Origin of the sequence: Pradoshia eiseniae (genome assembly GCF_002946355.1) — a bacterium.
GTDB lineage: Bacteria > Bacillota > Bacilli > Bacillales > Pradoshiaceae > Pradoshia > Pradoshia eiseniae.
The window spans coordinates 182,188-204,605 of sequence record NZ_PKOZ01000002.1 but is presented as its reverse complement, the minus strand read 5'-3'; the positions used below and the strand labels follow the sequence as shown (position 1 = coordinate 204,605).

The following is a 22,418-nucleotide window of genomic DNA, read 5'->3' as shown; positions in this document are numbered from 1 at the left end:
AGCCTCCCTTACATGATTTTCAACAATAGGGCCGTTACGAAAATATTCACGAGGGCAAGCGGCAAAAGCACCTTCCAGCCAAACTCCATTAAGTGATCCGCTCTTAGACGCGGCAGGGTGACTCGCACCCAAATGAGGAAGAAGGTTACGGCAAACCATTTCAGCGCGAACCAAATCGCCCCGGGAATAACATCTAGAAACGGAAGCGCATGCCATCCGCCAAGGAATAAAACAACCGTGAGTGCCGCCATCGCGAACATATACACATACTCCGACAGCATGAAGAACGCCCAGCGGAACCCGGAGTACTCCACATGAAAGCCAGCGACGAGCTCTGATTCGGCCTCTGACAGGTCAAAAGGAACCCGATTCAGCTCTGCGACAGCGGCAATAAAGAAGATAACGAAGGCGACTGGCTGCTTGATAATATTCCAAAGCCCCTCTTGCCCTGCAACAATATCATTTAAATTAAGACTCCCGCTCAAGAGTACAACCCCGATAACAGACATCACCAGTGGCACTTCATAGGATATCATCTGCGCCCCTGCCCGCATCCCCCCAAGGAGAGAGTATTTATTGTTTGAGGCCCAGCCAGCCGCAAGTACACCAACCGTCGATAAACTTGAGACCGCAATGTAATATAGAAGCCCGATGCCAAGGTCCGCGAATTGGAGCTTATCAGTAAACGGCACAACTGCGACGACCATCATCGCCGGTGCAAAGGCAATCATAGGCGCAAGCTTGAATAGCGGCTTGTCAGCCATGGCCGGTACCGTATCCTCCTTAATCAAGAGCTTCAGTACATCGGCCACCGTTTGCAGTAATCCAAAGTGTCCCCCAAGCTGATTAGGCCCATGGCGGAGCTGCATATAGCCCATCACCTTCCGCTCCGCCAAAATCGCGAATGTGACAAAGCCCAAAATAACGAACATAAATGCAACCGCCGTGATGAAAAAGAAAGCAAACGTCCCCAGGCTTGGAGCAGATGTCAGTAAATCCTGTACCATCATCCATCAACCTCCCCGAGCACAATATCAATGGCCCCTAAAATAGCAACGAGGTTCGCAATATTTTCACCCTTTAATAATTTCGGCAGAATTTGAAGGTTATAGAAGGAAGGACGCCTGAATTTCAGCCGATACGGCTCTTTCTTCCCCTCACTTGCAATATAGCAGCCAATTTCGCCTCGCGGTGATTCTATTCGCACGAAGCCCTCTCCCTTTGGCGGCTTCACAATCTTCGGCACCTTGGCAAGCACTGGTCCACTCTTAGGAAATTGCTCAATTGCCTGTTCCAAAATTTTTAAGGATTCCTCCATCTCATCCAAACGAATCTCATAACGGGACAGGACATCCCCTGTTTCACGTGTAACACTTTTAAAACGAAATCGTTCATAGATGGAATATGGGGCTGTCTTTCGAATATCCTGATCGATGCCTGTGCATCTCAGGTTAGGACCGCTGAGTGAATAGGCAATCGCTTCATCCGCCGAATAAATGCCGATTCCTTTTACACGCGTCTGAAATATCTCATTACCGCTGACCAGATCACGATAGCCCGCTATTTGCTCCCGCATATATGGGATGAAGGCAGCGACCTTCTCAATCCACCCATCTGGGGCATCCCACTTCACGCCGCCTATGCGCATGTAGTTGAAGGTAAGGCGTGCCCCAGAGAGCTCATTGAGAAAATTTAAGATCATCTCCCTTTCCCTGAAGGCATAGATGAAGGGACTTGTCGCTCCAAGGTCGAGGACGAATGTGCCCCAAGCCACGAGATGGCTTGCGATACGGCCGAGCTCCATTGCCATCACACGCAAATATTCTGCGCGCTCCGGCACCTCGAGGTTCACCATGGTCTCAACCGCATGACAAAGCACATAATTATTCGTCATCGCAGATAGATAATCCATCCGGTCAGTATACGGGATGATTTGCGTATATTGAAGATCCTCCGCGAGCTTTTCCGTCCCTCTATGTAAGTAGCCAATAACAGGTGTCGCCTCCGTGATGATCTCTCCGTCAATCTTGACGACAATGCGCAGCACTCCATGTGTGCTCGGATGCTGAGGCCCGACATTTAGAAGCATTTCCTCTGTGCGAATCATCGCCTACACCTCCACATCATCATATTGGACATAATCCTTGCGGAGCGGATAGCCCTGCCACTCTTCGCCCAATAAAATGCGTTTCAAATCCGGATGACCGATGAAATGGATGCCAAGCAAATCATACGCCTCCGATTCCGCCCAGTTCGCCCCTGGCCAAAGCGGTGTCACAGATTCAATCTCCGGATGCGTTCGGTCAACCTTCACCTTCACGACGACATCCCGTTTAAATAACAACGATTGTAAATATAAATATACTTCAAAATGCTCCAAAAAGTCTGTTCCGTGAATTTCACTTAAATAATCAAACCGCAGCTTCGGATGATTACGGAGGCACGTCACAAGCGGCAGATAGGACTCTCTTTTCACGATTAGGGTCGGTACATCCTTGGAAAGCTTATTAATATAGGAATCTTCTAAGCTATCATTTCCAAGCTCACCCTCTATGATAGCCTTGTAAGTATCCAATATCGGCTGGTTTGGGGATGGCAAGGCTATATCAGCAGCGGGCTCTGCCGCTTTAGTGTCTGCTCCCTTTTGTTTAGCCTTAGCGGCTGCAGCCGCCTTCGCTTTGGCAGCGGCAATGGCCTTTGCCTTTTCTTTATCTAGATCTGCCGGTTCCCCGGAATCGCGTTTTTGTTTGGCTAGAGCTGCGGCCTTTGCTTTCGCGGCTGCAGCAGCTTTTTTCTTCGCCAGGTCATCGGAAGAGTTCTCCCCTCCCTCTTCAGTCATTCGCTTTTGCTTCGCGAGAGCGGCGGCTTTTGCCTTGGCTGCTGCAGCGGCTTTCTTCTTTGCCAGGTCGTCGGTGGTGGAACTCGACCCCTCCTCTTCGGTCATTCGCTTTTGCTTTGCGAGCGCAGCTGCCTTCGCCTTGGCGGCGGCTGCGGCTTTTTTCTTCGCCAGGTCGTCGGAGGTACTCGACCCTTCCTCTTCAGTCATTCGCTTTTGCTTTGCTAGAGCTGCTGCCTTTGCCTTGGCGGCCGCAGCGGCTTTTTTCTTCGCCAGGTCGTCGGTGGTGGAACTCGACCCCTCCTCTTCTGTCATTCGCTTTTGCTTGGCAAGCGCTGCTGCCTTTGCCTTGGCAGCTGCGGCAGCTTTTTTCTTCGCCAGGTCGTCGGAGGTACTCGACCCCTCCTCTTCTGTCATTCGCTTTTGCTTTGCTAGCGCGGCGGCTTTCGCCTTGGCGGCTGCGGCAGCTTTTTTCTTCACCAGATCTTCGGTATTGGCGTTTGGCTCAGCTGCGGATTTTTGACTCTCTAGGGATGCAGTCCTCCCTTGCGATAAGGCAGGTTCATCTTCGGTTAGCGGTTCTTTTGGTTCAGCAGCGGGTTTATTCTTTGCTCGTTTCCTCGCATTCTCCTCCGCCATTCTTTTCAGCACTTCGATATCGCGTCGGCCCATCTACATCACCTTCTTCCCCGTCTTTGCCTCATAAGCGATTTTCTCTTTCAATTTATTGATGCCATAAATCAATGCTGCTGGATTTGGCGGGCAGCCAGGTATGTAAACATCGACCGGGACAATTTGGTCGACCCCCTTCACTACGCTGTATGATTTCACGTACGGACCACCAGCAGTCGCGCATGATCCCATTGCGATTACCCATTTGGGTTCAGGCATTTGGTCGTATAGGCGGCGCAGTATCGGGGCCATTTTCTTCGTGACGGTTCCGGATACAATCATCACGTCTGATTGACGCGGAGATGTACGGAAAAAGGAGCCGAAACGGTCAACATCATAATGTGAAGAGCCGACAGCCATCATTTCAATTGCACAGCAGGCAAGTCCAAATGTTAATGGCCATAGCGAATTCCCTCTTGCCCAGCCCTTCACTTGCTCTAGGGTAGCAAAGAAAATGTTTCGCTCAAGCTCGGCCTTTTCGTGTGCGGAAAGCTGATCAAGTTTCAATTCCATTTGAGCACCTTCTTTCTCCAGGCGTATGCCAGTCCAAGAATGAGCATGAAGACAAATATCAACATCTCAATAAGCGCAAAGACGCCTAATTTCTCATAGGCTACGGCCCATGGATAGAGGAATACCGTTTCTACATCAAATAAAACAAACAAAAGCGCAAATATGTAATAACGCACATTGAATTGGACCCTTGAATCATGAAATGGCTCCAATCCGCTTTCATAGGTGGCGCGCTTTGCCTCCGTCGGCTTATTTGGTCTAAGAATTTTCCCCATGGTGAGCGCGACGATCGGAAGCAGGATACCTAGGCACAAAAAAATCAGAACGATTATGTAATTGTTCTGATACCAATATAGCGATGCCATCTTTACCCCTCCGATTTCTCGTATTTTTTAGGCAAGGATTCTCTGATTATGCAATATATGTAAGCGTATACATTATAACATTGCCTAGCAAGGCTGTCGATATGTCGTACAGACCTTTTGGTCGGAAGAAACAGCCTTTCCCCCAGTACTAGTATGTATATTACGGATGGAGAAAGTTATGAGTATTATTGAAGAGGCAATAGACTGGGATATGTTTTCGGCCAAATAATGTTGAGACAGCGAGGATTGTGCTGAATACAGGGACTGCCAAGAGCACCCTCTGAGAGAAAAATTAAAAAGCGTAATGTAAGCGAATCTTTGAATCAATCATCCAGGCTAAGAGCGAATCCTGTTGAGTAAGTATCCCCTATCAAAACAAAAAACCTTCAAGACTGGCGATTTACTCGCTCAGCTTGAAGGTTTTTTCATAAGATTAACGTTGGTGTTCAGCAATATCTAGACGGTTTAAAGCACGCTTGAGTGCCATTTCGGCGCGATGTGCATCGATCGCAGCTTGTCTGTCTGTAAGACGTTTTTCTGCGCGCGCTTTGGCCTGTTTGGCGCGAGCAATGTCAATGTTCTCTGCACGTTCAGCTGATTGGGCAAGAATGGTTACTTCCTGGCCGTTAACTTCGACGAATCCGCCGGAGACAGCAACCCATTCAGTATGATTGCCGGTTTTCAAACGGACAGCGCCAATATCAAGCGGCGCAACCATTGGAATATGTCCGGCAAGGATACCTAGTTCCCCAGTTTTAGCTTTTGTGCTGACCATTTCCACTTCTTCTTCCAATACAGGACCGCCAGGAGTAACTACAGAAACTTTAATCGTTCTCATATAAGTGCCCTCCTATAGGATCCGTTTGGTTTAAGCCTCTACGCCCATTTGCTTAGCTTTTTCAACCACGTCTTCAATGCGGCCGACTAGGCGGAATGCATCCTCAGGAAGGTGGTCATGCTTACCGTCAAGGATTTCTTTGAATCCTTTAACAGTTTCTTTAACAGGTACGTAAGAACCTTTTTGACCAGTGAACTGCTCTGCCACGTGGAAGTTTTGAGATAGGAAGTTTTGGATACGGCGTGCACGTGCAACCGTCTGTTTGTCTTCCTCGCCCAATTCATCCATACCTAGGATGGCAATGATATCTTGCAATTCTCTGTAACGCTGCAGTGTAGATTGAACCGCACGAGCTACTTCATAGTGCTCTTCTCCAACGATATCTGGAGAAAGGGCGCGAGAAGTGGACGCTAGCGGATCCACCGCTGGGTAGATACCCATCTCGGATAGTCTACGCTCAAGGTTTGTTGTAGCATCTAAGTGGGCGAATGTTGTAGCCGGAGCCGGGTCAGTGTAGTCATCGGCTGGTACATAGATTGCTTGGATAGATGTAACAGAACCTACGTTAGTAGATGTGATACGCTCTTGTAATTGACCCATTTCAGTGGCCAATGTTGGCTGGTAACCAACGGCAGAAGGCATACGTCCAAGAAGGGCGGATACTTCAGAACCGGCTTGTGTGAAACGGAAGATGTTATCGATAAAGAACAATACGTCCTGGCCTTGAACATCACGGAAGTATTCAGCCATTGTCAAACCAGTCAAGGCAACACGCATACGTGCTCCAGGCGGCTCGTTCATTTGTCCGAATACCATCGCTGTTTTCTTGATAACGCCAGAATCTGTCATTTCGTGGTAAAGGTCATTACCTTCACGTGTACGCTCACCAACACCGGCGAATACAGAAATACCGCCGTGCTCTTGAGCGATGTTGTTGATCAATTCTTGGATTAATACGGTTTTACCTACACCGGCACCACCGAACAATCCAATCTTACCGCCCTTGATGTAAGGAGCAAGCAAGTCTACTACTTTGATACCTGTTTCAAGGATCTCAACTTGAGTAGATAATTCTTCAAATTTTGGAGCTTCCCTGTGGATAGGGTCTTTTTGATAATCGCCTTCCAAAGCAGGATCAAGGTCAATTTTCTCTCCCAATACGTTGAATACGCGACCAAGTGTTACGTCTCCAACTGGTACTGAAATTGGCGCTCCTGTATCGATTACTTCCGCGTGACGGACTAAACCGTCTGTAGAAGCCATCGCAATTGTACGAACCGTATCATCGCCCAAATGAAGAGCAACTTCCAAAGTGAGGTATTCCGCTTCATCAGCTGGAGCCCCTTTGGAAATATTAATCTTCAGAGCGTTATAGATCTCAGGCAGTTTGCCGTTTTCAAAACGAACGTCGACAACCGGACCCATGACTTGAGTAACGCGTCCTATGTTCATTCCATTCCCTCCTATTTACTCTAATGCCGAGTGAGTGCTTCAATCTATTGTTTATCCATTTATCTATTCGAGTGCGGCAGCTCCGCCGACAATCTCGGTAATCTCTTGTGTGATCGCAGCCTGACGTGCACGGTTGTATGTGAGCGTGAGTGAGCCGATAAGCTCAGAAGCGTTATCTGTTGCACTCTTCATCGCTGTCATACGGGATGCGTGCTCGCTTGCCTTGCCGTCCAATAGCGCGCCGTACATAAGGCTTTCCGCATATTGTGGGAGCAACACTTTAAGAATTTCCTCTTGATTCGGTTCAAACTCGTAAAGCGTTGAGGCTTTGTCTGAATCAACACTTCCAAGAGGCAACAATTTCTTCTCCGTTACCTCTTGAGAAATAGCACTGATAAAGTGGTTGTAATACATATAGATTTCATCCACTGCTTCATCTGCGAATAATTTCACCGTACTGGATGTGATTCCTTTAATATCATCAAAAGTTGGCTGATCAGAGATCCCAGTAAGCTCTTGGATGACGTTCATTCCGCGCATGCGGAAGAATTCACTGCCAATACGTCCAAGTACGATAATGCCATACTCATCCGGAGACTTATGGCGCTCACTGATCGTCTGATACACCTTTCTCAAGACACTGCTGTTATATGGTCCAGCCAATCCGCGATCGGAAGTGATAACTACGTATCCAGTTCTTTTCACAGGACGCGAGACGAGCATCGGATGAGATGCATCCTTGCTTCCGTTCGCGATGCTTGATACGACCTCTTGGATTTTCTCCATGTACGGTACAAAAGCTTTCGCGTTTGTTTCGGCACGATTCAATTTGGAGGCGGAGACCATTTGCATGGCTTTTGTGATCTGGCTCGTTTTCTTTGTTGATTTTATACGCGCGTCTATATCACGTAATGATGCCATTCATTCTCACCATCCTTCTATTAATGCCTATCCTGTTATTCCGATACAACAAATTGTTTTTTGAATTCAGTAATTGCCGCGTTCATATCGCTTTCTTCCGGAAGTTTTCCAGTTGATTTGATATGTTCATAAAGTTCATTGTGGTTGCGGCCAGTCCATTCGATGATTTCTGCTTCGAAGCGTCTGATATCAGCGAGTGGAATATCATCTAAGAATCCGCGAGTCAAGCAGTATAGGATTAATACTTGCTGTTCTACACGAAGCGGTTTGTGAAGGTCTTGTTTCAATACCTCAACCGTACGTTGACCACGGTTCAATTTCGCTTGTGTTGCTTTATCCAAGTCAGAACCGAATTGAGAGAAAGCTTCAAGCTCACGGAAGGATGCCAAGTCCAGACGAAGTGTACCGGCAACGCTCTTCATTGCTTTAATTTGCGCAGATCCACCTACACGGGATACGGAAAGACCTGCGTTGATTGCAGGGCGTACGCCGGAGAAGAATAAGTCAGATTGCAAGAAGATTTGCCCATCCGTGATGGAGATTACGTTTGTTGGAATGTAAGCAGAGATATCGCCTGCTTGTGTTTCAACGAACGGTAATGCTGTGATGGAACCAGCACCTAAAGTATCATTTAATTTAGCTGCACGCTCGAGCAAGCGGGAGTGCAAGTAGAATACGTCACCTGGGAAGGCTTCACGGCCTGGAGGACGACGAAGGAGCAAGGAAAGCTCACGGTAAGCCGCAGCTTGCTTGGACAGATCATCGTACACGACAAGAACGTGCTTGCCTTGGCGCATGAAATGCTCACCCATTGTTACGCCGGAGTAAGGAGCTAAGTATAATAGCGGTGCCGGCTGAGAAGCAGATGCAGATACAACGATTGTGTAATCAAGCGCACCGTACTTACGGAATGTTTCAACTGTTCCACGAACCGTTGATTCTTTTTGTCCGATAGCCACGTAGATACAAATCATGTTTTCATCCTTTTGGTTAAGGATTGTATCTACTGCTACGGAAGTTTTACCAGTTTGACGGTCTCCGATAATCAATTCACGTTGTCCGCGTCCGATTGGAACAAGGGCATCGATTGCCTTGATACCAGTTTGAAGCGGCTCATGAACAGATTTACGGTCCATAACGCCTGGTGCGTTGTTTTCGATTGGAAGCGTGTCAGTTGTCGCGATTGGACCCATGCCATCAAGCGGTTGACCGAGGGAGTTAACTACGCGGCCAATAAGCGCGTCACCCACCGGTACCTCCATGATGCGTCCTGTGCGGCGTACTGTGTCACCTTCTTTAATGTCGCGGAAAGGACCGAGGATAATAACACCGACGTTATTCTCTTCCAAGTTTTGCGCCATACCTACTACACCGTTAGAGAACTCAAGAAGCTCTCCGGACATGGCGTTGTCCAATCCATGAACACGCGCGATCCCGTCACCGACTGTGATAACCGTGCCGACTTCGCTTACTTCTATATCAGATTGATAGCCTTCAATTTGTTTCTTAATCAGCGCGCTGATTTCTTCAGCTCTGATGCTCATGAATTTCACCCCTAACTTCTATTATTAACCGAGCAGACTGCGCTCTAAGCGATCGAGTTTCCCTTGGACCGTACCATCAAAAATACGGTTTCCGATACGGATTTTGATGCCGCCTAAAAGACTGCTGTCTACGATATTTTCAATGCGCAATGCTTGTTTTCCAATTTTACGGGCAAAAACCTTTGAAATTCCTTCTTGCTCCGCGTTGGATAACGGCCGTACAGAGTACACTTTCGCGTCAACGATCCCTGTTTGCTCATTCACCAGGATGATGAATTCATCTGCAAGGTCTGGCACGATTGTTTCCCTGTGGCGTTCAACAAGAAGCATCAACAGGTTTTGGATGGAAGGAGAAGCAGTTGCGAAAGCAGTTGCGATCGCTTGTTTCTTGTTTTCCATAGAGACCTTTGGATGTTCAAGGAACTCGATAAACTGGCCATTCGTTTCAAAAACTTCTTTAACCGTTCTGATTTCCGTTTCCAAGCGGTCGATTTGGTTTTCTTCCTTGGCAATTTGGAAAAGAGCATTTGCATAGCGTTTCGCTGCAAGTGTATGACTCATCGCTCTTCTCCTGCCTCTTGAATGTATTCATTGATCAATTTTTCCTGATCTTTTGCACTAAGTTCTTTTTCAATCACTTTAGACGCAATTAAAACAGACAAGGATGCAACTTGTTCACGAAGGGCAGCAACAGCTTGTTCTTTTTGCTGTTCGATCTCGCGGGTTGCTGATTCTTTCACTCGTTCAGCTTCCTGGCGTGCCATTGCAATGATTTCTTCACGCTGTGTTTCGCCATGCTTCTTAGCCTCTTCAATAAGAGCTAATGATTCCTGGCGAGCTTCTTTCAGCATTGTGCGTTGTTCTTCAAGCAATGCAGCTGCTTCTGCGCGGCTTTTCTCTGCAGATTCAATTTCGCTCGCTACATGAGATTCACGTTCTTTCATGATTCCCATAAGCGGACCGAAAGCAAATTTCTTAAGTAAAAGCATCAATACGATGAATGCCACCAATTGGAAGATGATGTCACCCGTATTCAATCCAGCGTGCGCTGTTGCTCCGAGTACAAAATTAGTAAATAACACCCCTATTTCACTCCCTTCAGAAGTCTTTACATGCATTATAATCGAGCCGTTTATAGCGAACGGCTAATTTTCAAAGTCATAAAGGAATGGCGAAGATACCTGATTTAAGATTCTCCGCCATCAAAATTGTCAATTATCTGTTCAATACCATGAACGCGATAACAACCGCGATGATCGGAATCGCCTCAACTAGTGCTACCCCGATGAACATTGTTGTTTGAAGCATTCCACGTGCTTCTGGCTGACGTGCGATACCCTCTACTGTACGAGATACGATCATACCATTACCAATACCTGCTCCAAGAGCGGCTAAACCAATTGCGATTGCTGCTGCGATAACTCCCAAACTCATTATGAAGTTCCTCCTTTAATTTGTATAACTAGTATTTTGGATTTGTTTATATTATTAATGGTCTTCGCTGACTTTGTGGGCCATGTAAACCATCGTTAACATCGTAAAGATAAACGCTTGGATTGCTCCAATGAAAATACTGAATGCCTGCCAAACCATTGTTGGCGCAAAAGCGACAATGTGTCCCCAGAATCCTGTAGCCAGCGAGCCAGCCAAAAGACTGAGCAAAATCTCACCCGCATAAATATTACCGAATAGACGCAAGCCCAATGTAAGTGTGTTTGCAAACTCTTCAATAATCTTTAAGGGAAATAAGAAAGGCATTGGTGCCACAAAGTTCTTGCCGTAACCTTTAAGTCCGCGCATCTTGATGCCGTAGAAGTTGGTTAATACGACAATCATGACAGCGAGCGTAAGGGCAATTACTGGATCAGCTGTTGGTGATTTCCACCACAGATCTCCATTATAGGTGACTGAGAACGGAAGACCTAGCATATTCGATACGAATATGTACATGATTAGGGTTGTCCCTAGGATCAGGAAGCGTCCGCCTGTGTTCCAGTCCATATTGCTGTTAATAATATTTCTTACGAAGTCGATTACCCATTCCATGAAGTTCTGCATACCGGTAGGCTTCACTGCTAATTTCCGGGTGGACAGGACAGCAATGAGAAAGACAATGACACTCGCTACCGTGATCATCAGAACGTTACCTAGGTTGAAGGTAAGACCAAAAAGTTCTAGTGTTGGTGCTCCATGATTCAATCTATATTCACCTCTTTTCCCCCCGCCAAGTGTTATGGATTAGTAAATCTATCATAACGACAAGATAACCTGCCATTAATCCCAATATCACAAAGTAAATATTGAATAGTTCTGGAAACTCCATCGCGATGGCGACTGCCAGCACAGCGGCGGCCATCCTTGATATCGTTCCTATTGATTTCAGCCCTCTCCCATGAAGAACGGCTTCACCCAATTGATTGGTTTTCCGAGATAGCAGCCAGATATTATAAATACCAATGACGCTGCCAAGAATTAGCCCTAAACTTTCTGCCTTATACGGCGTAAAACCCCAAAGGATACAATAAATGGAGAGAAGGGTAAGCGTATGCTTTAAATATCGTTTAAATACGAAGTGGATTTCTTGCATTAGGATTCTCCATCAAAGTAGTAGTTAATTGTACGAACTACCGCGAAAACGCCTGCGGACAGTCCAGCCAGGAGACAAAGGATTAAAAAGAGAGGTTCCATTTGATAATGTTCATCAAGCCATCTACCAATAAAAATCCCTACCAGCACGGAACCTGTCAGTTGTGACAAGACCGCAGAATACAAACCAATCGCACGAAAGCTTTGATGATTTTTATTCTTCTGCATCCAATCTCCCATGGGCGTATGTATTTAAGGCAAATCGAGCCTGACATTCGCAAAATAGTTATACAGAAATGTCAATTTGAAAACCCTACCAATTATACCCCATGTTAGAATACAATAGGGATATATGATTGTCAATTATGATGAGAAACAAAACTCTTTCCCACAACTTGAAGAAAGTTACAATTCAGAGTTATTAAATGACATACATTCTATTTTACAACATCCCCAATGTAAATGGGGACTCTCATCACTAATTCCTTGTCACCTTTTTTTAATTTCGTCACAAATTCGTAAAAATTTGACGAGAAATCCTTCGATATTTTCATTTTTCGCTTGAAAAGTCCCTTCTTTACCCCTTTATACACTCCTAACTGATCAGCAAAGATCAAGGAATCATATTCATACAAGGAATATTCCACTTCATCCGCCCCAAAAGGCAAATAAAGATTGACTTCAATCGCATTCAAATCCTTGATATATTCTGCCTCAAGACCGCGACCAATTGGGTAATTAGGCTCCTTCATGGCAAATAAATAGGGAATGCGTATTTCTTCTCCATCCTCGTATATCTTTAAGTATCCATCTTTTATGGCTACCTTATCCATCCAATCGTCAAGTTCAATGGTAATATCGACAACTTTTTTCTCACCGCCGTCTAAGGAGAACATTCTAGGAACCCGCCAGGAAATGAATCGTTCCTTCTGTGGAACCTTAAAAGTATAGCGCTTCCTTCTTTTGCTCTTATTATGGATAATGATGGTTTTCCTATGCACTGCACCGTTTTTCATTAAGCCAAACTTTAGAGAGGGTGGTGAAAGAAGCGTCTCTTCTCCGATAGCCTTTTCGGGGTTGACTCTTCCGGCACCTTGCTCAAATGTATGATACTGCGTGAGGGGGTCGGCTGTTGTCATCAAGGCAGATTTAATTTCCTGCGGTGTCCAGTCCGGATGAGCCTCCTTCAGCAGCGCGCATACCCCGGCGACATATGGGGCCGCCATACTGGTTCCCTGCAAGGCCATATATTCCCCGCCAGGTACGGTGCTGTTTATCTGCACTCCAGGTGCAATAACATCGGGCTTGATGCCAAAGTTGTCAATCACCGGCCCGCGTGAACTGAATGAAGCAAGCTTCTCTTCCTCCAGCCGCTCCTTCGTAACAATGGCAATCGGCTCCCCAGTCTTTATGGCCCTACGGATTCTCTCCCCATCCTTTTTCGTCATCGTCGCAACCGGAATGCTAGAAGTCATGCCGATGGAAGCATTTAATTCCCCTTCTTCATTATTAAAAATAATCACCCCTGCTGCTTGCATCCGGATTGCCCGCTTTACTTTCTCCTTAAAGGTGATATCTCCCCTTTGCATAATCACGATCTTGCCATTTTGCTTCTCACGAAGACGGGTTCCTTTACCGCCATCCACTATTCGCATGGAATGCTGATACTCCCAAGGGGCTGAACCAGCGACAGGCATTATCTTCATGTCATGTCCTTTGCCAAGGCTAATTGTTTTAGTCCGCGCAGCCACAGAGCTTGCCCCTACGCTGATCGCTCGGCTGCTCGTGCCTGGGGAACCAATCGTCCACGCCTTCGGGCCATCATTTCCATTCGCGACAACTGACACAACGCCTTTTTTTACCGCCTCATCAAGCGCCACAGAAGTCGGAAGGTCCGGCCCATTCACCGTGTCCCCTAGTGACAGGTTGATAATATCCATTCCATCCTGCACCGCCCGTTCAATCGCGGCAATAACTTGGTCCGTCGTCCCTCTTCCGCCAGGCCCAAGTGCACGGTAAACATATAAATCTGCATCTGGAGCGATCCCTTTGAAGCGTCCGTCCGCCGCGATAATTCCAGACACATGTGTTCCATGAATTGTCGCTTCTTTCGGGTTACCCCTTGTTTCCATTGGATCACTATCTTGGTCGACAACATCATATCCACCCTTATAATTCTTCCTAAGATCCGGGTGGGTGTAATCGACACCTGTATCAATAACCCCCACCTTGACACCCTTGCCCGTAAACTTTTTCGTGTGAAAAGTAGATTTAGGACGGACAGAAATTATAGGGGATTCCTGAATCTTTGCCTGGATCGCCGCACTGCGGTGAACGGACCACACTACCTCCTCTTGCTCAAGCTTGCCAATGAGAGTATCTGAGACATCAGCCGAAAAGCCATGCAGTACAGTTGAGAACTGGTACCGCGGAACAAGAGAAGGATACTTTTCAGTTAGTGACTGAATCGCTTTCTTAACCGGCACCTCCTCCATCGTCTCAATAATGACCGTCTCCACCGGACTTGAACGGCTGGCAGCATGAACAACCATGGGCAAAATAAATACTATCAACAGCAAAATGGCTGATATCCTTTGAAAACATGTCAGCATTCTCCATCACATCCTTGCCTTTATGATGGATTAACTGCTCCGTGTTATACACGAAGCTTCTATACAATAGAAGGAAAGCTTCTGTGAGGAGGCGAGGCCTTGGCATTGAGGGATAGAAAAGATATGCCAGGAAGTCGCGCATTCTCCATTAGTGACTGTATTTCATAGGATGATTACATATAAGCAGAGAAAAACCACCCTAAAGAATTTCAGGGTGGTTTCAGCTATATTTTCTAATATTATTTAGTTCCGAACAATCTGTCTCCAGCGTCACCAAGACCTGGTACGATGTATCCGTGGTCATTTAGCTTCTCATCAAGGGCTGCGATGAAGATGTCCACATCCGGGTGAGCTTCTTCAACGGCTTTCACGCCTTCTGGAGCTGCGACAAGGCACATAAATTTAATGTTTTTCGCACCGCGTTTTTTGATGGCACTGATGGCATCAACAGCAGATCCGCCTGTTGCAAGCATCGGGTCAACAACGATGAATTCTCTTTCTTCTACGTCAGCTGGAAGCTTCACGTAGTACTCAACCGGCTTCAAGGTTTCTGGGTCTCTGTATAAACCAACATGTCCAACCTTTGCAGCTGGGATGATTTTGAGCATGCCGTCCACCATACCGAGTCCTGCGCGCAGGATTGGTACAAGGGCTACTTTTTTACCGGCGATGGTTTTGGATGTTGCTTTGCCGACAGGAGTTTCAATTTCTACTTCCTCAAGCGGGAGATCACGCGTGATTTCAAAGGCCATAAGTGTTGCAACCTCATCAACCAGCTCTCTGAATTCTTTAGTACCCGTATTCTTGTCACGTATGTACGTAAGCTTATGTTGAATTAATGGATGGTCAAAAACGTATACTTTTCCCATACTGATCTCTCCTTACTGTTAAAATCCAATATTTAAGCACTCGCTTCATTTTACAGAAAAACGATTATTTCTTCAATCGTGAATTTTCTCTAACTAAGACTTCTATTTTCCTCTTTGTAGTATGTCCCTTTTTCACCCGAAAAAAGCCGCAAGTTATGCTAAACCTGCGGCCCATTTTCTTATAGAGAAGGATACAACTCGTATTTTCCAGAAAGTGCAGCAACACGTTCCGCCGCCTCTTTCAACTTCAATTCGTCTTCTGGGTTTTTAAGTGCTAGTCCAATAATGGCCCCGATTTCATCCATATCCCGAAGTCCAAATCCACGGGATGTGACCGCAGCTGTTCCGATGCGGATTCCACTTGTAACAAATGGACTTTCCGGATCAAACGGAATCGTGTTCTTATTGACCGTGATGCCGATGTCATCAAGAACTTTTTCGGCTGTTTTTCCTGTCAAACCTGCTGAACGTACATCAATTAAAAGTAAGTGGTTATCCGTGCCGCCTGACACGAGTGTCAAACCTTCCTTTTCCAGGCTTTCACCGAGACGCTTCGCATTTTCGATGATGTTTTTCGCATAGCCTTTGAAGCTTTCTTGGAGTGTTTCACCAAAAGCGACGGCTTTAGCAGCAATCACATGCATAAGCGGGCCGCCTTGGATGCCAGGGAAGATGGATTTATCAATTTTCTTCGCGAACTCTTCACGGCAGAGAATCATGCCTCCGCGCGGACCGCGCAAGGTTTTGTGCGTCGTCGTGGTGACAAAGTCCGCATAAGGGACCGGGCTTGGATGAAGACCTGCAGCCACAAGGCCGGCGATATGCGCCATGTCAACCATTAAGTATGCGCCGACTTCATCAGCGATTTCACGGAATTTCTTGAAATCAATTTCGCGCGGGTAAGCACTTGCACCAGCTACGATCAATTTAGGCTTGGCCTCCAATGCCTTTTGACGGACATCTTCATAATTAATGAGGTGAGTCTTTTCATCTACACCGTATTCCACGAAGTTATAAAGAACCCCGCTGAAATTGACCGGGCTGCCATGTGTTAAATGACCGCCATGCGAAAGATTCATGCCAAGAACGGTATCTCCCGGATTCAAGATGGTGAAATAAACGGCCATATTTGCTTGAGCACCAGAGTGAGGCTGGACATTGGCATGCTCTGCCCCAAAAATTTCTTTAGCACGATCGCGCGCCAAATCCTCGACAATATCAACATATTCACAGCCGCCATAATAGCGTTTCGCTGGATATCCTTCTGCATATTTGTTTGTCAGTACAGAGCCTTGGGCTTCCATAACAGCTTCACTGACAAAGTTCTCAGAAGCAATTAGTTCGATTTTTCCCCTTTGTCTTCCTAATTCTTGCTGGATCGCCTTAAATACTTGTGAATCCTGCTCTTGCAAATAGCTCATCTCTTTGCATCCTCCCTTTATCAAAAACACACTTACTTTTAAGAATTCCTACTCATTTTAGCATGAAACATACGCAGCGTCATTCTTTCCTAAGGCCTCTCATAACAAGCACGTGCCCCGCCAATTAGCTTCGGCCTTGTCATTGCACTCGTAACATGCGCCTGGCCGATAGTCTTAACTGATGTTCGGATCGGAACGGCCACATGCTTCAGATGCATACCAATCATCGTATCGCCAATATCGATACCGGCATCTGCCTTTATATGCTCAACAATGACTGGGTCTTTAAAGTGATTAAAGGCATACGTCGCCATCGCTCCGCCTGCGCTCCGCACCGGAACGACGGTTACTTCCTCAAGTGAATAACGAATCGCCGTCTCACGCTCGACGACAAGAGCACGGTTAATATGCTCACAGCCTTGAAACGCCACCTGAACCTTCGTGCGCTCCGCAAATTCGGCAATGGACGTATAGATGGCTCCCGCTGTATCAAGTGTTCCAGATGTGCCTATACGCTCGCCGATTACTTCACTCGTGCTGCACCCAATCACAAGAAGACGATTTTCATTTAACGGGAATACATTGTGTAATTCTTCAAGAAGGCTTGCTGTTTCAGTTTGAATTTCTTCAAGATGCCTTTTTGCCATAGTGCATTCCCCCGGTTTTTATTGCTCTAGATTAGCAATTTTATTAATGCGGTTTTCATGGCGTCCGCCTTCAAACTCAGTCGTAAGCCAGACCTTCGCAATCATACGGGCAAGCCCCGGGCCGACGACGCGCTCGCCCATTGTAAGCACATTACTGTTATTATGGGCTCTTGTTGCTTCCGCACTGAACACATCATGCACAAGTGCTGCACGAATGCCCTTCACCTTGTTGGCAGCAATGCTCATACCAATGCCTGTCCCGCAAATGAGGATGCCCCGGTCAAATTCGCCGGCCGCCACTTTCTCAGCAACTGGCTGGGCATAGTCAGGATAATCAACTGATGTTGCGCAATCACACCCAAAGTCCTCAAATTCAATACCCATTTCCTTCATTAAGTCAGCGATTTCATTCTTAATATTGATTCCGCCGTGATCTGATGCAAGAGCTACTTTCATAATCATATTCTCCCTTCAGCGTACAAAAGTTTAGTCACCTTTATAGTAGTACTAGTCGTTTATTTTTTCCACTAGGCCGCTAATTAATTGCTTTAATTCAATAAATGTTCGTTCATACATCTGCTTGCTTCCCCCATACGGATCCGATACATCCCGGTCATACGAATCTCCAAGAACAAACTCCTTAAGGGTAAAGGTACGCTCGATTGCTTGCGGGTAGCGGGAGGCTATAAGCTGCTTATGCCCCTCTGTCATGGTAAAGATATAATCTGCCCACTCTACCTCTTTCTCGCTAAATGGGCTGGCCGAATGATCATGGCTGATTTGATTGTCCTCGAGCACGAGCTTCGCATTGACGGAAGCTGTGTCTCCCGGAAACGCATAGACACCGGCCGATTTCACGCTGATTCCCTCGATTTGATAACTTTTTAGAATAGCTTCAGCCATCGGGCTTCGGCACGTATTCCCTGTGCATACAAATAAAATATTTTTCAAGGTGTTTCCCTCCTGCCCCTATTATAGATGATTTCACCTTAATAAAAAAAGGCGGCTAGACTAAAAGCAAGAGGGGCGGAAATGATGAGGAGAGTGTGGGTACGATGGAGGAATAGGAGTTTTAATCATCCGGATAGGCGCTCTTTGATTTCCCGCATTCCCGGCAGGAGTCGAGTAGCCTCAGCGAAATTCCATTACTTATTCAGAATAAACAAGTCTGTTGAAAACAAATAAAACCCTGAACTATTAGGCGTAATAATGATGAAATATCACCTAATAGTTTGGGCTTATCATTGGCTGAATTACTTATTTCCTGGTCCCTTCTATGCAAAGCTTTTTCTACTATATTAATTGCATCAATATCTTCAACCCAAATGCGAATAAGATGCTGCCGCCAATTACAAAGCTGTATTTGCCTAAGAAAGAGTGCACCTTCCTCCCTAACAATAGGCCGGCAATTGTCATGATGCAGGCGGTTATACCAAAGCACATAATTGCGATAAAGGCACGAGCCCCAATCATACCGAGGGATAATCCCACCGAGAAGCTGTCGAGACTCACACTCGTCGCAAAGAGCAGCAGCCCGAATCCGACTGGCGCAATGACAGCCTCCTCCTTGCCGCGCAGTCCTGATAGGAGCATCTGTAAGCCTAAGAATAATAAAAGCACCGCTCCAACAAAGGAAGCAAATGTTCCGAATTTACCAGTGAGAAAAGCTCCTGATAATATACCCAAATAAGGGAGCCATACATGGAAAATCCCGACAGTAATGCCGATCAAGGCTATCGTTCTCAGACGAAGCTTAAAAGATCCCATTCCAAGGCCGACGGAGAACGCATCCATGCCAAGCGCCAGGGCCATGATTATCATCGTGAACAGCTCTGAAACATAATGTTGATCCATAAGAAAAAAACCTCCCGGGACTAGCCTGCTTAAAAAGCATATGCCTGTCCTTGGAGGTTTAGAACCTATCCTTCTTTGATGATTCTGCCGCTTGCAGCCTTCAGTAAACGGTTCATGATCGCCTCGCCGATGCCATCATGCGGGAATGCCTCCCCAAAGATAACATCGGGTTTCTCATGATCGAACTGGCGCAGCACGCCATACATATTTTCCGCTACTGTTCTTAAATCCTGCAGGGTGCCCCCTTCAAGAATAATGTCGGCCTCGTACAAATCCTTATGTTCTTCTATCGTATAAACACCTACACGAAGTCCTTCTGCCCGCTTCTCATTCACTAATGATTGAAGGAAATCCGGGCTTCCGTCCACAAGAATGAGCGGTGCCTGCGGGGCATAATGCTTGTACTTCATCCCCGGTGCTTTTGGCGCTTCCTTCTCCTTCAACAGCCCTTTATCCACTTCTACAGGGCCAATGACTTCCTGCAATTGCTCGATGGTCACTCCGCCCGGACGAAGAATGAGCGGTACATCTCCGGTCATATCAAGAACAGTAGATTCCAGACCGACGCCTGTCGCTCCGCCGTCAACGATTCCGGCAATACGTCCACTTAAGTCCTCAGCCACATGCTCAGCTGTCGTCGGACTTGGCTTTCCGGATAGATTCGCGCTCGGTGCCGCGACCGGACAGCCTGATTCCTGTATGAGCTGAAGCGCCAATGGATGGTCAGGCATGCGGATTGCAACCGTTGCCAGGCCAGCTGTGACCGTATCAGGAAACATGCCCTCTTTTTTGTTAAAAATCAAGGTAAGCGGTCCCGGCCAGAAATGATTCATTAATGTTTGAGCCAATGCCGGGATATCCTCCACTAGGCCATTTAGCTGATTCTTATGCCCAATGTGGACAATTAGTGGATTATCGCTTGGTCTTCCCTTCGCCCGGTAGATATCCGCTACTGCCTGGGCGTCAAGAGCATTCGCTCCAAGGCCATAAACGGTCTCTGTCGGAAAGGCAACTAACTCTCCATCCCTAAGTTTTGCTGCGGCATCCACAATCTGTGGATAATTTTCGTGATTATCCACAAAGTTATCCACTTTCCAAATTTTCGTTTTCATCAATCACACCTACTGTCTCTTTAAATCACAAAGCTAAAAAGCCTTATAATATCGCATTTTTTCCCTATCAGTTACTATTTATCTTCTATATATAAAAACATTCCCCAAAAAGAAGGGGCTTTATCCACAGACTGTGAATAAAGCTGGCTTTTTCCGTGGATAAATCCACCTTTATACAATATCAACGGTATCTTCCCACTGAAGGTTATATATACCAATCGAGCTTTAACCGGCGATTGTCTATGAACCAGAATTCTTAAGCTTTAAGTCGTGATTAAATGACGACTCATAAAGTATACATCCTTCATTGTACACACCTTTTCCACAACAGGCGAATCTTTCACTTTATCCGGGAGGTCCTCCCCGCGACATGGCGCAAATTGCAATGCCTCAAAAAAAGCCATGGCCTGCTGTTTATTCGAGACAAGGAATACTTGTTCCACCCCTTGCTCCCTAGCGATAGCAAGCATGGCCTCAAACATAGCCGGCACCTGTGAGTGAGCCTCTGGCAGAAAGAGAAAAGAACGGAGCAGTCCAAATTCTTCACAGGCTTCAATCCCGATCATGCCTTTAATAGAATGCGCATCATCCTTTAGAAGAATGAATTTCCCGTTCTCTATCTCTTCAGCGGCCGCTTCCATTCCAGCCCGCTCCATAAACCGTATCGCAGGCTCAATATCCTGATTCTTCGCGATTGCCAAATAATACATACCTACCAATCCCCTCTCTATCATTTCTACTTCCATACATATGAATTGATAGAGTGAATAGAACTAAAAGAGCGAATCAACTATTTCCTTCAGGAAGAACTTCACCTCGACTTCCCCCTCATCTCGTTGTTCATATACGACCTTCGTCTCTTCCGCTGATTCCTCTTCATCAATCGATTGATTAACACCTTCAACCCTTGCTTCTTCTGCCTTTTGGGCTTCTTGTTCAATCGATTGATTAATAGCCCTATCACTTGAGACTTCTTCTGTTTGGCCAATCACTTCTTCCTTTGGTGCCTCTTCTTCTGGTTGAATGGAAGCAGCTTTATCGCCGGCGCGGCCAATTGCTGCTTCTTTAGATGATGCTTCTTCTGCTTGATTCACCGCTTCTTCACTTGCTTCCGTACCTTCATCCGTTTGAAAATCATCTTTTGTTTGTGCCTTCACAGCCGTCCCACTGCTAAAGTCCAGGAAGCATAGCGGCGGAAATAGAACACACCACCAGTTCTCCCCTTCCCCTGCTCCTAGGGTTATCTTGATGGCTTCATATTCTCCGGCAGGATATAAATATTGGCCATAAAGCTTGGTTGGAAAGACGGTTTTGCCAAACTGAACATCTACAGTCTGCACATCGCCCTCTCGTTCCATGACCTCCTGTGCGATTGCTTCAATCTCATCCAAACGGGAGGAGATCGTCTTGCGCGCTTCTTCTACACTTGTCAGCTCTGCTACCCAGCCGTTAATTTCTTCATTGACTTCATCCCTGATTTTTCTTTTCAATTCTTGATCAGCTTCATGATTGCTGTTTGCCAGGATTCGAAGACGAATCGCCTCAGACGGAATGATTTGGACCTCTGCATTCGTCTCATTGGTTTTAGGTGTCATAAAACCAGCCATAGTCGCCATAGATAAAAATAGAATATATAGTAAGGGTAAATACGTTCTCCCTCTCATCATCATCAAAAGCACCGTCCTTTCACTTATCAACAGTGTGGACAGTATTTCTCTATCTTAAACTATCATTATCTAATTTTTGTTGCGATTGTCATTTATTTCCTATATGATTTTCGAGAAAGGAGGGAAGAACAGTGGAAGACGTTATCTTTGAAGAGGAGCCAGGCTTTTTTGACAGCTTTGCTTTTGACACAGGGGCACCCATTTTTATTTTTATCGCACTAATATTCATCATCGTTATCAGCTTCATTGCCTACACCATCATCTCAGGGCTTATTCAATGGAAACGGAACAATGACCAAGCAAGGCTTTCAGTCCTCGCAAAGGTGGTCACGAAACGAACCGATACGCGTTCTGAGAGCACGTGGTATTACGCCACATTTGAGGTGGAAAGCGGGGACCGAATGGAGTTTGGTTTAAGCGGAAAAGAATTTGGTACGATTGCCGAGGGAGACGTTGGGACCCTTCAATTCCAAGGTACCCGCTATTTAGGGTTTGAGAGGATGGCATAA

Annotated in this window: 26 protein-coding genes; 1 reads left to right on the top strand and 25 read right to left on the bottom strand. The window is 46.3% G+C overall.

What is annotated here, in order from left to right:
- Window positions 1-8 precede the first annotated feature (8 nt).
- The 25 genes from nuoH to spoIIR form a co-directional block, all read right to left on the bottom strand.
- The gene (gene nuoH / locus CYL18_RS05865; protein ID WP_104848733.1) at window positions 9-1,007 is read right to left on the bottom strand and encodes an NADH-quinone oxidoreductase subunit NuoH; all 999 of its coding nucleotides are present in this window, start codon (window positions 1,005-1,007) and stop codon (window positions 9-11) included.
- A complete protein-coding gene (locus CYL18_RS05860; RefSeq protein ID WP_104848553.1) occupies window positions 1,007-2,107 on the bottom strand; it encodes an NADH-quinone oxidoreductase subunit D in 1,101 nt (366 codons plus the stop codon). Before CYL18_RS05860 ends, nuoH begins: the two co-directional genes overlap by 1 nt.
- 3 nt (window positions 2,108-2,110) lie before the next feature.
- On the bottom strand, window positions 2,111-3,508 hold the full coding sequence (locus tag CYL18_RS05855) for an NADH-quinone oxidoreductase subunit C (RefSeq protein WP_104848552.1): 1,398 nt from the start codon (window positions 3,506-3,508) through the stop codon (window positions 2,111-2,113).
- Window positions 3,509-4,021, bottom strand: coding sequence for a NuoB/complex I 20 kDa subunit family protein (locus CYL18_RS05850; protein WP_104848551.1), 513 nt, complete (start codon window positions 4,019-4,021; stop codon window positions 3,509-3,511).
- Entirely contained in the window at window positions 4,012-4,386 is a 375-nt protein-coding gene (locus CYL18_RS05845) for an NADH-quinone oxidoreductase subunit A (RefSeq protein ID WP_104848550.1), read from the bottom strand. The genes CYL18_RS05850 and CYL18_RS05845 overlap by 10 nt, the downstream gene beginning before the upstream one ends.
- Window positions 4,387-4,819: 433 nt before the next feature.
- Window positions 4,820-5,224 carry a F0F1 ATP synthase subunit epsilon gene (locus CYL18_RS05840; RefSeq protein WP_104848549.1) on the bottom strand — a complete coding sequence of 135 codons (405 nt, stop codon included), beginning with the start codon at window positions 5,222-5,224 and terminating at the stop codon, window positions 4,820-4,822.
- 30 nt (window positions 5,225-5,254) lie between these two features.
- Window positions 5,255-6,676 (bottom strand): F0F1 ATP synthase subunit beta, encoded by a 1,422-nt coding sequence (gene atpD, locus CYL18_RS05835; RefSeq protein ID WP_104848548.1) that lies wholly within the window; start codon window positions 6,674-6,676, stop codon window positions 5,255-5,257.
- Window positions 6,677-6,739: 63 nt separating this feature from the next.
- Window positions 6,740-7,597 carry an ATP synthase F1 subunit gamma gene (gene atpG, locus CYL18_RS05830; RefSeq protein ID WP_104848547.1) on the bottom strand — a complete coding sequence of 286 codons (858 nt, stop codon included), beginning with the start codon at window positions 7,595-7,597 and terminating at the stop codon, window positions 6,740-6,742.
- A gap of 35 nt (window positions 7,598-7,632) precedes the next feature.
- Window positions 7,633-9,141, bottom strand: a complete 1,509-nt coding sequence (gene atpA / locus CYL18_RS05825) for a F0F1 ATP synthase subunit alpha (RefSeq protein ID WP_104848546.1) — start codon at window positions 9,139-9,141, stop codon at window positions 7,633-7,635.
- Between the two features lie 24 nt (window positions 9,142-9,165).
- A complete protein-coding gene (locus CYL18_RS05820) occupies window positions 9,166-9,702 on the bottom strand; it encodes a F0F1 ATP synthase subunit delta (RefSeq protein WP_104848545.1) in 537 nt (178 codons plus the stop codon).
- Entirely contained in the window at window positions 9,699-10,223 is a 525-nt protein-coding gene (gene atpF, locus CYL18_RS05815) for a F0F1 ATP synthase subunit B (RefSeq protein ID WP_104848544.1), read from the bottom strand. Before atpF ends, CYL18_RS05820 begins: the two co-directional genes overlap by 4 nt.
- A gap of 133 nt (window positions 10,224-10,356) precedes the next feature.
- Window positions 10,357-10,575 carry a F0F1 ATP synthase subunit C gene (atpE, locus tag CYL18_RS05810; RefSeq protein ID WP_104848543.1) on the bottom strand — a complete coding sequence of 73 codons (219 nt, stop codon included), beginning with the start codon at window positions 10,573-10,575 and terminating at the stop codon, window positions 10,357-10,359.
- 54 nt (window positions 10,576-10,629) lie between these two features.
- Window positions 10,630-11,340, bottom strand: a complete 711-nt coding sequence (gene atpB / locus CYL18_RS05805; RefSeq protein WP_104848542.1) for a F0F1 ATP synthase subunit A — start codon at window positions 11,338-11,340, stop codon at window positions 10,630-10,632.
- A gap of 7 nt (window positions 11,341-11,347) precedes the next feature.
- The gene (locus CYL18_RS05800; protein WP_104848541.1) at window positions 11,348-11,728 is read right to left on the bottom strand and encodes an ATP synthase subunit I; all 381 of its coding nucleotides are present in this window, start codon (window positions 11,726-11,728) and stop codon (window positions 11,348-11,350) included.
- A complete protein-coding gene (locus tag CYL18_RS05795) occupies window positions 11,728-11,955 on the bottom strand; it encodes an AtpZ/AtpI family protein (protein ID WP_104848540.1) in 228 nt (75 codons plus the stop codon). Before CYL18_RS05795 ends, CYL18_RS05800 begins: the two co-directional genes overlap by 1 nt.
- 209 nt (window positions 11,956-12,164) lie before the next feature.
- The gene (locus CYL18_RS05790; protein ID WP_104848539.1) at window positions 12,165-14,339 is read right to left on the bottom strand and encodes a S8 family serine peptidase; all 2,175 of its coding nucleotides are present in this window, start codon (window positions 14,337-14,339) and stop codon (window positions 12,165-12,167) included.
- Between the two features lie 239 nt (window positions 14,340-14,578).
- Window positions 14,579-15,208, bottom strand: coding sequence for a uracil phosphoribosyltransferase (gene upp / locus CYL18_RS05785; protein ID WP_104848538.1), 630 nt, complete (start codon window positions 15,206-15,208; stop codon window positions 14,579-14,581).
- Window positions 15,209-15,387: 179 nt separating this feature from the next.
- Entirely contained in the window at window positions 15,388-16,629 is a 1,242-nt protein-coding gene (locus CYL18_RS05780) for a serine hydroxymethyltransferase (RefSeq protein ID WP_104848537.1), read from the bottom strand.
- Window positions 16,630-16,718: 89 nt separating this feature from the next.
- Window positions 16,719-17,276, bottom strand: a complete 558-nt coding sequence (locus CYL18_RS05775) for a TIGR01440 family protein (RefSeq protein ID WP_104848536.1) — start codon at window positions 17,274-17,276, stop codon at window positions 16,719-16,721.
- Window positions 17,277-17,294: 18 nt separating this feature from the next.
- Window positions 17,295-17,732, bottom strand: a complete 438-nt coding sequence (gene rpiB / locus CYL18_RS05770) for a ribose 5-phosphate isomerase B (protein WP_104848535.1) — start codon at window positions 17,730-17,732, stop codon at window positions 17,295-17,297.
- 51 nt (window positions 17,733-17,783) lie between these two features.
- Window positions 17,784-18,227: a low molecular weight protein arginine phosphatase gene (locus CYL18_RS05765; RefSeq protein ID WP_104848534.1), complete on the bottom strand. Its 444-nt coding sequence runs from the start codon at window positions 18,225-18,227 to the stop codon at window positions 17,784-17,786.
- A gap of 342 nt (window positions 18,228-18,569) precedes the next feature.
- Window positions 18,570-19,130, bottom strand: a complete 561-nt coding sequence (locus CYL18_RS05760; RefSeq protein WP_104848533.1) for a manganese efflux pump MntP — start codon at window positions 19,128-19,130, stop codon at window positions 18,570-18,572.
- Window positions 19,131-19,195: 65 nt separating this feature from the next.
- Window positions 19,196-20,242 carry an L-threonylcarbamoyladenylate synthase gene (locus tag CYL18_RS05755; RefSeq protein ID WP_104848532.1) on the bottom strand — a complete coding sequence of 349 codons (1,047 nt, stop codon included), beginning with the start codon at window positions 20,240-20,242 and terminating at the stop codon, window positions 19,196-19,198.
- Between the two features lie 263 nt (window positions 20,243-20,505).
- The gene (locus CYL18_RS05750) at window positions 20,506-20,952 is read right to left on the bottom strand and encodes a GNAT family N-acetyltransferase (protein WP_104848531.1); all 447 of its coding nucleotides are present in this window, start codon (window positions 20,950-20,952) and stop codon (window positions 20,506-20,508) included.
- Between the two features lie 63 nt (window positions 20,953-21,015).
- Complete coding sequence (gene spoIIR, locus CYL18_RS05745; protein ID WP_236636273.1) at window positions 21,016-21,912, bottom strand: stage II sporulation protein R; 897 nt, start codon at window positions 21,910-21,912, stop codon at window positions 21,016-21,018.
- 128 nt (window positions 21,913-22,040) lie between these two features.
- Between spoIIR and CYL18_RS05740 the strand changes: the two genes are divergently transcribed.
- Window positions 22,041-22,418: a DUF2500 domain-containing protein gene (locus CYL18_RS05740; RefSeq protein WP_236636270.1), complete on the top strand. Its 378-nt coding sequence runs from the start codon at window positions 22,041-22,043 to the stop codon at window positions 22,416-22,418.

Excerpts from the sequence above, each read along its gene's own strand:
- CYL18_RS05795 (WP_104848540.1), bottom strand. The coding sequence starts at position 11,955 with ATGCAGAAGAATAAAAATCATCAAAGCTTTCGTGCGATTGGTTTGTAT.
- CYL18_RS05860 (WP_104848553.1), bottom strand. The coding sequence starts at position 2,107 with ATGATTCGCACAGAGGAAATGCTTCTAAATGTCGGGCCTCAGCATCCG.
- spoIIR (WP_236636273.1), bottom strand. The coding sequence starts at position 21,912 with ATGATGATGAGAGGGAGAACGTATTTACCCTTACTATATATTCTATTT.
- CYL18_RS05850 (WP_104848551.1), bottom strand. The coding sequence starts at position 4,021 with ATGGAATTGAAACTTGATCAGCTTTCCGCACACGAAAAGGCCGAGCTT.
- nuoH (WP_104848733.1), bottom strand. The coding sequence starts at position 1,007 with ATGGTACAGGATTTACTGACATCTGCTCCAAGCCTGGGGACGTTTGCT.
- CYL18_RS05750 (WP_104848531.1), bottom strand. The coding sequence starts at position 20,952 with ATGTATTATTTGGCAATCGCGAAGAATCAGGATATTGAGCCTGCGATA.
- CYL18_RS05755 (WP_104848532.1), bottom strand. The coding sequence starts at position 20,242 with ATGAAAACGAAAATTTGGAAAGTGGATAACTTTGTGGATAATCACGAA.
- CYL18_RS05780 (WP_104848537.1), bottom strand. The coding sequence starts at position 16,629 with ATGAGCTATTTGCAAGAGCAGGATTCACAAGTATTTAAGGCGATCCAG.
- upp (WP_104848538.1), bottom strand. The coding sequence starts at position 15,208 with ATGGGAAAAGTATACGTTTTTGACCATCCATTAATTCAACATAAGCTT.
- CYL18_RS05855 (WP_104848552.1), bottom strand. The coding sequence starts at position 3,508 with ATGGGCCGACGCGATATCGAAGTGCTGAAAAGAATGGCGGAGGAGAAT.
- CYL18_RS05790 (WP_104848539.1), bottom strand. The coding sequence starts at position 14,339 with ATGCTGACATGTTTTCAAAGGATATCAGCCATTTTGCTGTTGATAGTA.
- CYL18_RS05760 (WP_104848533.1), bottom strand. The coding sequence starts at position 19,130 with ATGGATCAACATTATGTTTCAGAGCTGTTCACGATGATAATCATGGCC.
- atpE (WP_104848543.1), bottom strand. The coding sequence starts at position 10,575 with ATGAGTTTGGGAGTTATCGCAGCAGCAATCGCAATTGGTTTAGCCGCT.
- CYL18_RS05845 (WP_104848550.1), bottom strand. The coding sequence starts at position 4,386 with ATGGCATCGCTATATTGGTATCAGAACAATTACATAATCGTTCTGATT.
- atpD (WP_104848548.1), bottom strand. The coding sequence starts at position 6,676 with ATGAACATAGGACGCGTTACTCAAGTCATGGGTCCGGTTGTCGACGTT.
- CYL18_RS05775 (WP_104848536.1), bottom strand. The coding sequence starts at position 17,276 with ATGGCAAAAAGGCATCTTGAAGAAATTCAAACTGAAACAGCAAGCCTT.
- atpG (WP_104848547.1), bottom strand. The coding sequence starts at position 7,597 with ATGGCATCATTACGTGATATAGACGCGCGTATAAAATCAACAAAGAAA.
- rpiB (WP_104848535.1), bottom strand. The coding sequence starts at position 17,732 with ATGAAAGTAGCTCTTGCATCAGATCACGGCGGAATCAATATTAAGAAT.
- CYL18_RS05820 (WP_104848545.1), bottom strand. The coding sequence starts at position 9,702 with ATGAGTCATACACTTGCAGCGAAACGCTATGCAAATGCTCTTTTCCAA.
- CYL18_RS05800 (WP_104848541.1), bottom strand. The coding sequence starts at position 11,728 with ATGCAAGAAATCCACTTCGTATTTAAACGATATTTAAAGCATACGCTT.
- atpA (WP_104848546.1), bottom strand. The coding sequence starts at position 9,141 with ATGAGCATCAGAGCTGAAGAAATCAGCGCGCTGATTAAGAAACAAATT.
- CYL18_RS05840 (WP_104848549.1), bottom strand. The coding sequence starts at position 5,224 with ATGAGAACGATTAAAGTTTCTGTAGTTACTCCTGGCGGTCCTGTATTG.